Source organism: Aliicoccus persicus (genome assembly GCF_900110815.1).
Lineage (GTDB): Bacteria > Bacillota > Bacilli > Staphylococcales > Salinicoccaceae > Aliicoccus > Aliicoccus persicus.
The window spans coordinates 584,457-596,718 of record NZ_FOIT01000001.1 but is presented as its reverse complement, the minus strand read 5'-3'; the positions used below and the strand labels follow the sequence as shown (position 1 = coordinate 596,718).

At 38.6% G+C, this 12,262-nt stretch carries 9 protein-coding genes; 7 read left to right on the top strand and 2 right to left on the bottom strand.

Translation table 11 applies throughout. From position 1 onward, the window contains the following. The first annotated feature begins 66 nt into the window (after positions 1 to 66). Both BMW30_RS02915 and BMW30_RS02910 read left to right on the top strand, forming a co-directional pair. Positions 67 to 1,056: a CAP domain-containing protein gene (locus tag BMW30_RS02915; protein WP_091473727.1), complete on the top strand. Its 990-nt coding sequence runs from the start codon at positions 67 to 69 to the stop codon at positions 1,054 to 1,056. 97 nt (positions 1,057 to 1,153) lie between these two features. Then, positions 1,154 to 3,715 (top strand): CBS domain-containing protein, encoded by a 2,562-nt coding sequence (locus tag BMW30_RS02910; RefSeq protein ID WP_091473725.1) that lies wholly within the window; start codon positions 1,154 to 1,156, stop codon positions 3,713 to 3,715. A 49-nt stretch (positions 3,716 to 3,764) separates the two neighbouring features. On the opposite strand, the gene lexA is transcribed toward BMW30_RS02910, so the two are convergent. Further along, positions 3,765 to 4,385 carry a transcriptional repressor LexA gene (lexA, locus tag BMW30_RS02905; protein ID WP_091473724.1) on the bottom strand — a complete coding sequence of 207 codons (621 nt, stop codon included), beginning with the start codon at positions 4,383 to 4,385 and terminating at the stop codon, positions 3,765 to 3,767. Positions 4,386 to 4,530: 145 nt separating this feature from the next. Between lexA and BMW30_RS02900 the strand changes: the two genes are divergently transcribed. The 4 genes from BMW30_RS02900 (at position 4,531) to BMW30_RS02885 (ending at position 7,404) form a co-directional block, all read left to right on the top strand. Continuing rightward, positions 4,531 to 4,776 (top strand): hypothetical protein, encoded by a 246-nt coding sequence (locus tag BMW30_RS02900; protein WP_091473722.1) that lies wholly within the window; start codon positions 4,531 to 4,533, stop codon positions 4,774 to 4,776. A gap of 84 nt (positions 4,777 to 4,860) precedes the next feature. Further along, the gene (locus BMW30_RS02895) at positions 4,861 to 5,088 is read left to right on the top strand and encodes a DUF896 domain-containing protein (protein WP_091473720.1); all 228 of its coding nucleotides are present in this window, start codon (positions 4,861 to 4,863) and stop codon (positions 5,086 to 5,088) included. Between the two features lie 16 nt (positions 5,089 to 5,104). Beyond that, positions 5,105 to 7,078, top strand: coding sequence for a transketolase (gene tkt, locus BMW30_RS02890; protein ID WP_091473718.1), 1,974 nt, complete (start codon positions 5,105 to 5,107; stop codon positions 7,076 to 7,078). Positions 7,079 to 7,143: 65 nt separating this feature from the next. Then, a complete protein-coding gene (locus tag BMW30_RS02885; protein ID WP_091473715.1) occupies positions 7,144 to 7,404 on the top strand; it encodes a YneF family protein in 261 nt (86 codons plus the stop codon). 35 nt (positions 7,405 to 7,439) lie between these two features. Here BMW30_RS02885 and BMW30_RS02880 read toward each other — a convergent pair whose 3' ends face one another. Next, positions 7,440 to 8,867, bottom strand: coding sequence for an ATP-grasp domain-containing protein (locus tag BMW30_RS02880; RefSeq protein WP_091473714.1), 1,428 nt, complete (start codon positions 8,865 to 8,867; stop codon positions 7,440 to 7,442). Between the two features lie 100 nt (positions 8,868 to 8,967). Between BMW30_RS02880 and BMW30_RS02875 the strand changes: the two genes are divergently transcribed. Further along, positions 8,968 to 12,246: a CapA family protein gene (locus tag BMW30_RS02875; RefSeq protein WP_091473713.1), complete on the top strand. Its 3,279-nt coding sequence runs from the start codon at positions 8,968 to 8,970 to the stop codon at positions 12,244 to 12,246. Positions 12,247 to 12,262 lie beyond the last annotated feature (16 nt).

Genomic DNA, 12,262 nt, shown 5'->3' with positions numbered 1-12,262 from the left:
GTTTTAAAATGTGAAAACACATATTGTATAATGAACACAATAAAAATTATTGAGGAGTGATGAAGGATGATTCGTAAGTTAATATTTTTATTATTTGCATACGTATTTTATCTGTTTGTCACTCTGATTATTCAGTCATTTGATTTTGATGAAGGATTCAGTTATAACGCGATTCAAAGTTGGGCAGAAGAGTATGTCTATCAAACATATGATATGACGATCATTGAAGAAGTAAACAGCAATCAGACCCAATCTATAGAGTATATGTTAGGCCAAACGTTAGATTTAGAAGGCCATGATGTGCTTGAAAGTGAATATGTGGGTGACTTTAGAGTCATCCAACAAAATGATCATTTCAGAATGGTGCTTGTTAAAGACGGCGTTGTTACTGGTGGTTATACGAATAGCTCAAATGTCGCATTTGATCGCATTAATATTGAAGGGTTATTCCAATCAGATATCCGTGAAATATATGGTGAGCCTGAATCACATTTAAGACGTGGCATGAAGCGGATGAATGTTCAAAATGATGAGTATGATGTGTTCGATTTAGGCGATAGAATCGTATACTTTTTCTATGATATCCATCGTGACTATGCTGCAAATGGGATGTTAATTTTCATGAAAGATGAATATACGATTTTTGATAGTCTATACAATCATCCATCGGAAGAAAATAATGAACGCATGTTGTTCTACCTTGTGAATGCAACGCGCCAAGAATATGGATACAGTATACTGCAGCGCGATGAGACAGCAGTGGATGCTGCGAGAGGTCATAGTATAGATATGGCGACCAACAATTACTTCGAACACGTTTCGCCAAGTGGCGTAGTATTAAAAGATCGCCTTCAGGCAAGTAACGTTGCGTTTAGATTTGCAGGTGAAAATATTGCGACAGGTCATACGTCATCGATATTTGTTCATCACAGTTTACTCAATTCTATGGATCATCGTAAAAATTTACTGCACCCCGACTTCACTCATTTAGGCATAGGGGTTGCTTATAATGAACTGGATGTTCCATACTATACTGAAAATTATGTACAAAAATAAATCACTCGATTGAATGAATCCGAACATCATTGTTCGGGTTTTTATTGTATGATTGAATATATAATCACAGATTAAATGTTTACTGGAGACGATTCTTTTGAAAATCATAATCTCACATACTAATACAGATTTCGATGCACTGGCTTCAATGATCGCAGCGCACAAGCTACATCCAGATGCCACACTCGTTATTACGACAAAACAAACGTCACTCGTTAAACAATTTTTAACGATTTACCGTGATACATTTGAAATGAAACTTGATGATGACATCGATTGGTCACTTGTTTCTGAAATGATTGTGGTCGATGTTGCGACGTTAAATCGACTCGGTAATCATGCGAAACACCTGAATCTTGATGATGTAAAAGTTACAATATACGATCATCATCCAAAGTCTGATAACAACATAATTGCGGATCATGAACAAATTGAAGAAATCGGTGCGACAGTGACGATGTTAATCGAAAAAATTATAGAACAGAACATACAGATTTCATCACTTGAAGCAACGCTGTTTGGGCTTGGTATATATACGGATACAGGATCATTTACCTATCCAAATACGACTGAACGAGAATTTGCTGCTGCCACTCATCTCATTCGAAATGGAATGAACTTAAGTTTAATTCAAAAATTTTCTGTGCATAAATTAACAGATGAACAAGATGATCTGTTAAATACACTTTATTTTAAATCGAATTCATATGTTAGAGAAGGTTTAAAGTTTGTTATTTCATACTGTGAACATCCGAAATTTATAAAAGGTTTAGCAGTCGTTGCAGAAAAATTACTCGATGTTAGCAGTGCGAACATGGTCCTATGCGTCGTTAAGATGAAAAACACTGTGTTTATCGTCGGACGTGCAAATTCTGAACGTATTAACTTAATACCATTATTAAGTAAGTTCGGTGGGGGCGGACACCGAGAGGCGGGATCTGCAAGTGTTAAAAAAGCAGAGTTAAGTGATGTTCTAAATGATATTAATAAATACAAGGACCTCTTGCTCACGCCTTCAGTGATTGCACGAGATATCATGGCGAGCCCGGTTAAGTCATTGACACCTGAGACAACGATGGTGGATGCAGGTGAAAAGATGTATCGATACGGGCACTCCGGTTATCCAGTTGTCCGAGACGGAAAATTGGTCGGTATCATAACGCGACGTGATTTAGACAAAGCAAATCACCACGGTCTCGGGCATGCCCCGATAAAAGCATATATGAGTACTGAACTTATTACAGCAAAACCAGAAACGACAATTGAAGAGCTGCAAAGCATCGTGATCAATCATAATGTTGGTCGTATTCCAATCATGGACAACGACAAAATCATCGGAATCGTGACTCGTACAGACATTATTGAAGTGATGCATTCAAAACAGTTATCGGAAGCACTTAAGAAACCAAAATTAGATAATTTAAAAGAGTTGATGTCGACACGGTTACCAGAGTCGACGTATCAATTGCTTAAAGATATTAGTAAAAGTTCAGGGGAATCACACGTTAATGTCTATCTAATCGGTGGAATTGTACGTGATTTGTTCTTAGACTATCCGAATGATGATGTGGATATTACAGTTGAAGGTGACGGGATATCGTTTGCTAAACAATTAGTTGAAGATTATGGCGGCACTATCGTTAGTCATGAATCTTTCGGTACAGCAACATGGACGCATCCAAATGGAGAACAGATTGATGTGACTTCAACTCGACTTGAATACTATGCGCGACCAGCGTCTTTACCAGATGTCGAACGTGCCTCACTGAAAATGGATTTGAATCGTCGAGACTTTACGATCAACTCAATGGCAGTTCGTTTAAATCCAAGAAGTTTCGGTAAACTTGTCGATCCATTCCATGGTCAACAAGACTTAAGAAGCAATACGATTCGTATTCTTCACAACTTGAGTTTCATTGAAGACCCAACACGTATTTTCCGTGCTGTTCGATTTGAAAGCCGATTTAACTTTAAAATGGATAGTCAAACGCTGACATTAGCCCACAACTCAATTGGTCGAATAAAGGACCTATCAGAAGACCGAATGATTGGTCAGATAAAAGCCTTGTTTAATGACCGTGCGCCGAGTAAAGCAATGTTGCGACTATTTGATCTTCACTTTTGGAGACAGTTCGATATTCAAGATGAATGTCGTGAATCGAGTACGATACATGTAAAACAATTGGAAGGAATTTATGATCGCGTTTTCGAGGAAGAATATACGATCAATTGGATCAACTACTTTGCGATACCGTTTTATCAGAGTGAAGTACTAGATAAAATCGAACCATACTTAATGAGTCGGGGTGATCGCAAGTTCATACAAGATGTTAAAGCACTCATGAATCAATCTGAACTGTTAGAAATGGAGACAGCTTGGGAGTTACATCCAAAATTAAAAAATTACAGCAATGAAGCGATTCTGTTTTTTGTCACAGCAAGACCGGATACGAATGCAGAGCCAATTGTAGATTATTTAGTTCGTCGTCAAAAATTGGTGAATTACTTAACAGGTGAGGATATGATCAATGAAGGGTATAAACCAGGTAAATATTTTAGAAATATTCTACTTGCACTAGAAGTCGCTGTATTAAATGGTGAAGTAGATTCTAGAGAGTCCGCAATAGAGTGGTTGCTTAAAAATCATAGCAAGTCATAACAAGATAAAAACACCTGAGTCCATTTAACAAATGGATTCAGGTGTTTTTCTACATTTCTCTAAATAAACCAACGACTTTTCCGAGCACGGAGACCTGTTCTAAAATAATAGGTTCCAAAGCACTATTTTCCGGTTGGAGTCGGTAATAGCCTTGTTCTTTGTAGAATGTTTTTACCGTCGCCTCATCTTCTTCTGTCATCGCAACAATAATATCACCGTTATGTGCAATGTTTTGCTTCCTTACGATGACTTTGTCACCATCATGAATGCCAGCTTCAATCATACTATCCCCAACGACTGTCAGTAAGAATATCTCACTATTATGACCAGCAGTGAAATGTTCAGGCAATGGGAAGTACTCATCGATATTCTCAATCGCAGTAATCGGCGCACCAGCAGTTACTTTACCTAATACAGGGACTTGAATAACTGGTTCGTACATATGTGTGTTCTCATCTGTAATGATTTCAATCGCACGTGGTTTCGATGGATCGCGTTTAATATAACCCTTTTCAATCAATCGTGTGATATGACTATGAACGGTTGAACTCGACTGCAATCCGATTGCATCACCAATTTCACGAACACTTGGTGGATAACCTTTAGCTGTGACGGTTTTCTTTATAAAATTATAGACCTGTTGTTGCCTTTCTGTTAGTGGTTCTTGCATCGCTAAACCCTCCATGCCTCTTTTATAAATAAATTATACCATTAATAAATAAACATATCAAACGTTTGTTCGATTTTCGTTGACATCGAATATATGTTCTGGTATTCTAAAAATACAAACATACGTTCTCTATGGAGGGACTTACATGAAAAAAGTAATTCAATCATTTTTAACGGTATTTGGTATAGTATTTACGATAAGTACAGCTTTCTCGATGATGAGTGACCAAGACGTTGCTTCTTATTCTTATGATGACACATACGAACAGACATATGCTGATGGAGTGTTTGCAGACAAAGTGATGGATATTGAAACAGCTAACGCAGTCGAACAAAAATCGAACGATTATGATGATGGCTATTTACTCGCAGATGAGTCAACGAATAAATAATAATTGAAATAGGAGTAACCTTTCACATTATTTTGTGAAGGGTTATTTTTATGGTAAATTTAAGTATGTATTGGGGGTTATGAAATGTTAGAAAAAGAAAACTTGGCGCGTTTGAATGTGCTTGCCAAAAAGAAAAAGATGAATGCAATTACAAAATCAGAGCTTGATGAGCTACAAAAGCTGAGAGGCAAATATTTAAAGAACTTTAGAGCTTCATTTAAAAAGCAAATTGAAAATACGACTGTGATTGATCCAGAAGGAAATGATGTGACACCACAAAAAGTGGTGGATACGAAAAATAATAATAATTAAGTGAGGGGCATAGTCGATGAACATAGAACAACTATCAATTAACACGGTTAGAACACTATCCATTGATGCAATTGAAAAAGCAAACTCTGGGCACCCAGGTTTACCGATGGGTGCAGCGCCAATGGCATATACGTTATGGACGAAACATTTAAACTTTACACCGAAAAATGATTGGTTCAATAGAGATCGATTCATATTAAGTGCTGGCCATGGATCGATGCTTTTGTATAGCTTGCTTCATCTTAGTGATGGACTCGATATGGATGAGATTAAAAACTTTAGACAAATTGGTTCGGCAACTCCAGGGCACCCAGAGTATCGTCATACGAAAGGTGTCGAAGTAACAACTGGACCACTCGGTCAAGGTTTGGCGATGAGTGTTGGTTTTGCAATGGCAGAGAAGCATCTATCTGCGCGCTATAACAAAATTGACTTCAATATAGTTGATCATTACACATATGTTCTAGCGAGTGATGGTGATTTGATGGAAGGTGTTTCACATGAAGCAGCTTCATTAGCTGGACATGTGAACTTAAATAAATTAATTGTTCTCTATGATTCAAATGATATCTCACTCGATGGTGATTTAAACATGAGTTTCTCTGAAGATATCAAAGCACGTTTTACAGCATACGGTTGGGATTATCAACGTGTGAGTGATGGAAATGATATCGATGCAATTAATGAAGCGATTGAACGTGCAAAATCTTCTGATAAGCCATCGATGATTGAGGTGAAGACGATTATCGGCTACGGTGCGCCAAATGTTTCTGGTAAAAACGCTGCACATGGTGCACCAATCGGTGCAGAAGAACGCGACGCAGCATTTAAATATTACGGCTTTGACCCAAAAAAACAGTTCGAAGTTAGTGATGAAGTCTATGCACATTTCAAAGAAACACTTCTTGCACGCTCAGAACAAAAAGAGACAGAATGGAACGAACAATTAGAAGCATACAAAGGTGTACATCCAGAACTTTATAAAGAGTTGGTCGATGCGATTGAAGGAGAATTGCCTGGTGATTATGATGCAGAAATGCCAATGTATCAAGCGGGTGAGAAGAAAGCAACGCGTGGTACATCAAGCGATATGATCCAAGCTTTATCAAAAACTATTCCTACATTATTTGGTGGTGCTGCGGACCTTGCGAGCAGTAATAAGACGCTTGTAAAAGATGAAACAGACTTTTCTAAAGATAACCCTGAGGGTCGTAACGTTTGGTTCGGTGTACGTGAGTTTGGTATGGCAGCAGCGTTAAATGGAATGGCAGCACATGGCGGAATTTACCCATATGGTGGTACGTTCTTCGTATTTAGTGACTACTTAAAACCTGCAATGCGTTTAAGTGCGATTATGGGACTGCCTGTCACATATGTATTAACACATGACTCAGTTGCTGTCGGTGAAGACGGACCTACGCATGAACCGGTAGAGCAGTTAGCCGGTTTACGTGCAATTCCCGATCTAAAAACGATTCGTCCAGCAGATGGAAATGAAACGAGAGCTGCGTGGAAAGTTGCAGTTGAGTCAGAATCTACACCGACAGCACTCGTGTTAACGCGACAAGATGTTAAAACTCTCGATGTGGATTATGATATCGTTGAGACAGGTGTCGCACGCGGCGGATACATCGTCTATGATGCAGGTGATGATGCGATTATCTTTGCGTCTGGTAGTGAAGTATCACTCGCAGTGAATGCAGCTGAAAAACTCGCAGAACAAGGTGTGCTTATTAAAGTGGCATCAATTCCAAATATGAGTGAATTTTTATCGCAAGATAAAGAATATCGAGATTCTGTATTAAATAAACACATTGAAAACAGATTGGCAGTAGAGATGGCTGCAAGCATCGGTTGGCACCGATTTGTTGGTATGGATGGCAAATTGATGACAATCGATCGATTCGGAGAAAGTGGTCCAGGTGCCGAAGTTGTCGAGCACTTAGGGTTCACAGTAGAGAATGTTGTTAAGAAAGTTTTAGAGAATTAATGTTGTCAACATCGAGTGAATCATGTAAAATTTATTAGGGTTAAAGATTAAACGAGGTGAAAAGTTTGGATACTTGGATATGGATAATAATCGTATTCGTCGTATTTATTGGGGGATTAGCACTTGGGTTCTACATGGCAAGAAGATACATGATGAACTATTTAGAGAAGAATCCACCGATTAACGAAGAAATGCTGCGTATCATGATGATGCAGATGGGTCAAAAACCATCACAGAAAAAAATCAACCAAATGTTGGCTATGATGAACAAATCAGCAGAAAATCCTAAAGAAGCACGTGCGAAAATGAAAGCGCGTGGTCAATAGTTAAAAAAGACAGGACCAAAAAGGTCCTGTCTTTTTTAATTAAATGTAATTCCTCTATAGAAGTACTCGCCGGCTGACGTCTTTACAGGAGTTTTTGTCACTTCGATATTGTAGTCCGGATATCTTTTTTTAATACGTCGAATGAACAGTTCAAATCGACTCTTTTTTGAAATAATCATGTGCATCAGAATCGTACTATTATCAACACGTTCGAAGTTTCCACTTAACTGTGTAATCAATGCAGAGCGTTTAATACGCAACATTCTGCCACCAGAAATCGGCTTTCCACTCATCTTCACAGTCGCATGCATCGTTTCACCGGTCGGGCATGGTGCGATTTGCAGTTGATTATACTGACCATCTTTAAGAATGGCAGTTGCTTCTTTATAGTCGAATATAAAATTGTTTTTCGGCATACCCTTTGTTTCAGGGAAATAGTAATCAATCAATTTTGCAGGTACATCTCGCGTTTTACCGTTGTAAGGAAATACGTGGAATGTAATCCCAGCTGTTGGATTTAGCTCAATGACCACGCCTTTTGTGTCATCATTAGGATCGATGATGATATCAACGCCCGCATGTGGGATATTGCCAATCGCTTTTAATGAGTCAACAGCGAGTTGTTTAATCTCATCAGAGATTTCATCAGTCACATCGAAAGGTTCACCACCAATTGATAGGTTTGACGTCGAGCGTAAAAATACTTGTTGACCATCTTCAAGGACAGAAGAAGTCATCAACCCTTGCCGACTGAGCATTCGTTCGATTTCATAGTCGACTTTGATCAGTTTATTTTTTAAGTTAGGGTTCTTTTTACGCGCTCGGTTTTTATCTGTAATTAACTGTTGAATCGTTTTCTCACCATCACCAGTAACAGACGCAGCCTCACGATATACACAGCTTACGGCTTCATCACCGACGACATATATACGATATTCATTCCCATAGTAATATTTTTCTAATATAAGCTTTGAATATCGAGATGTTTCATAATGATCTAAAATTTCGTTCAGTTCTTTATCGCTACTAATATCAGTAAACACACCGCGTCCCATACTTTCACTGAGCGGTTTTACGACGACTGGATACTTGATTTCATTGGCACATTTTAAAATGTCTGCACGATTTTTTAGCTCAAACCGATCGCCCTCTGGTGTTGAAATTCCATGTTCTTCTAACACATCTTTCGTGTTTTGCTTGGATATACAAATCTGAGTAGAGTCATTGTGAACTAAATCACCGCGCGATCGATAGAAAAAGTGTTTTTTACCACCATGAGATTCTAAACTGAACAGCTTCATTGCTGTATCGGTCGTATGGTTGAATGGATTGACAGGTGTCTGCTCTCGATACCACGTGAGCGTTAGTCCACGTCTCCAACCTTCCAATGAAATTAAATAAGAATCAATGTTATGACCAAAAATACCATTAAAGATGGCAGGGTCTAGATATTTGTTACTCATAATAGTAGAATCACTCCTGTAAATGTAATGCGGAATTAATGCTTCGTGATATAATTGTATCAGTTTATTAAAGAAAGTTATCAATTAATGAGGGGTATTTATGAATTTTTCAAAAGATGTGATTGAAACGATATTACCGGGTCGTTGGATTAATCCACCAAACGATGAATGGTTTGTAGACTCTGTTGCAATCAATAAAACCCAAACAGAGACGGATTACAATAATGGTAAGCGTGTCATGTTTATAGCACTAGATGAAGACACTTGGCATAAAGGATCAGGTAACCGTGGAATCTATGCTGGGTGGAATGATACGCATTTAAAAGTGCCGAAATTTAGCGATAAAGTGAACGGTGTCATCGTAGCGCGTGAACTCAATCTCGATCCATCGATACCACAATATTTGATGGAAAATACGTATGAAGCGATAAACTTACTTGGTGACCATGCATATGATGTGTACAAAGGAAACGTTATTGCGATTACTGGAACAGCAGGTAAGTCTACAACGAAATCATTATTTGAACATATATTGAAAAATATCTCGACTGTAATCGCAACGCGAGGCAACCATAACACACGTACAGGTGTGCCATTGACGATTGCAACGGGAATTGCGGAACCAGACCACCTTGTCGTTGAAGTGGCGATCTCTTCACTATGGATGCGTTCGGGTGGGATCATGAAAAAGTATCCACCGAATATTGCGATGATTACATCGATTGATAGTGGTCAGCAAAAATCAGCATATGAGACTGCAGTTCACAAATCGAAAATTGCAGAAGGTATGAACAAGAGTGGTCACGTATTATTAAATCGTGATATGAACGAATTTGACACAGTATTTGAAGAAGTCAGCAAATACAATACAAATATCATTACGTATGGTTTTCATGCGGACAGTGATGTATTGATTAAAGATTTTATAGATACACAGGACGGTACGAAAGCGACTGTCGATGTGCTTGGAGAATCCGTGACATTTACTTCGAGGTTGCATGGTAAAGGTATGGCACAAAATATCGCAGGTGTACTGACTGCACTAAAATTGAGTGATGTTAAACTCAATGATGCATTGCCACTGATTAGTAGTTATGAACCAAATAAAAGTGTTCAAAATATCGAAACACATCAAACGAGAGATGGTGCGGCATTTACGTTAATAAATGATGCATGGAATGCAACGCCGAACTCGATGATTGAAAGTATTGAAGTCCTTCAAAATATAAATAAAGAACGTAAGGGTAAATCAATTGCGATTCTCGGTCGTATCGTCAACTTAGGTAAAGAGGCCAAAAAACGACACCAGGCAGTTGCTAAAAGCTTGATCGAACAAAATGTCGATTTGGTGTTTGGTCATGGTGAAGAGATGAAGCACTGTTTGAAAGAATTACCTGAAACGATGATCGGTGGCTATTTTGAGAACAGCCAAGACTTAGCTAATCGTGTCGCAAACATAATCGGGGCTGATGATGTCGTCTTAATCAAGGGTTCCGCACGTGCGACGGACTTTAAACATGTCAGAGACAACGTCGTTGAAGCACTTAAAGCAACGCCTAAAATCAAAATTCCAAATCTAAGTCATCCACATGCAAGTGGTGCAGGTGCGGTGACATTCAATACGAAAACAGGTGAAATAATCGCGTCAACGGGTGATGTGGATGCTGTACAAAACCAAGGTGTCGGTGGACTCTTACTCATGAACTATATATTGACGGCAGTGTTCGCAAATAAATATGAACTCAGTCAGACATATACGCCAACTGCAAAGGAAATAAAAAGTAATTCAGCACCGAGAAGCATTCCTTTAGAGAAATCAGATCAAGTGAACCTTCACACATTACTATCGGCAGGGTTATTTAATCACGCACCGAATGCACTACTCATGCTTGCAAATGAAGTAATCGGAAGCAATAAAAATGCAATGGGTGTCATCCATGCACAAGCAGAAAAGCTCGGCGTCGATTTGACTGCAGCTCGAAATATTACAGGTCGTCGTATAACGAACAAAGATCAGTCGTTGACGCTGGAGAATTTATATAAAGTCGGGCTCGTACTATTTAACAAATATCCATTTATTCAGGATCTTTTATCACAAAGAACATTTAGTTACAAGGATAAAATGTTATTCACACCGACAAACCTGTATGCACACGGTAAAATAAATAGCGGTATATTTTTCGGTCACCAGGACTCAATTGCGATTACAGAAACAATTGTTGACGGTAATCAATACATTTCAGTCGCACTCGGTGCGACAGATGCGTATAATCGCGACCAAATGTTAACGCGTGTAATTGATCAGGCAACGAAAGTAAAAACTCAGAAAGCGAATAGTAAAGTCATCAAAGTAAAAGATAAACCATTCCGCATGAATGTAATGGGGGACACGTACTTTGGAGAATTCTACACAGAAATTAGAGAACGTAAAGGTCAGATTGATGCACTTCAGACGAAGACGCGAAACTATTCATTTGATGGATTGCGTCCATTATTTTCTGAAGGTGACTTTAACATTCTTAATTTTGAAGCGGCAATTAGCCACAAGACGAACAATCATCTAAAGGCACGCAAACCATTCGTACTTTACAGTGATCCGAAGGAGACGGTCAAAGCCATTAAAAAAGAGAAGTTTAACCTTGTGACTTTGGGTAACAACCATTTGATGGATATGGAAAAAGAGGGACTTCGTTTAACAGTTGAATCATTTAATGCTGCAAAGATTCCATCGATTGGTGCGGGTGCCACTCAAAACGAAGCGGAGAAATCATTTATCTTAGATGTTGATGGTCAGCGTCTTGCAATCTTTAATGCGTATTGGTATCGCCGTCCGATGTACAAAGAGTTTGATTTTTATGCGATTGGTAATAAACCGGGCGTTGCATCATTAACAGGCGAGATATTGAACAACATTAGAGCAGAAAAAGAAAAATATCCGAATGGAAAAGTACTTGTTATCACGCATTGGGGTGTTGACTTCTTAGATGTACATCCGATGCAACGCGTCTATGCGAAGGCAATTGTTGAAGCTGGTGCAGATCTCATCATTGGACATGGTGCACATATGATTCAAAGTGTGGAAGAAATTGATGGCACAAAAGTGGTATACAGCATTGGTAATGGGGTATTTAATAGTAATGGTGAGTATAATCGTCGTCACGTTGCGCCATATAGCATGATTGCTCAACTTGTCTTTGATGAATCAATTGAGCTATTGCTGTATCCGTTTTACAGCAATAACTTGAAGACTTTCTGGCAGCCGAGGTTTTTATCTGAAGATGAATTTGATCATTGTACGACAATCTTAAAGTCGTATGGATCAATTCCATTAGAAGCGGTCGCAGATAAAGAGCGTCCATACTATCGATTAGTACTATAAACATGCGCACGAAAAG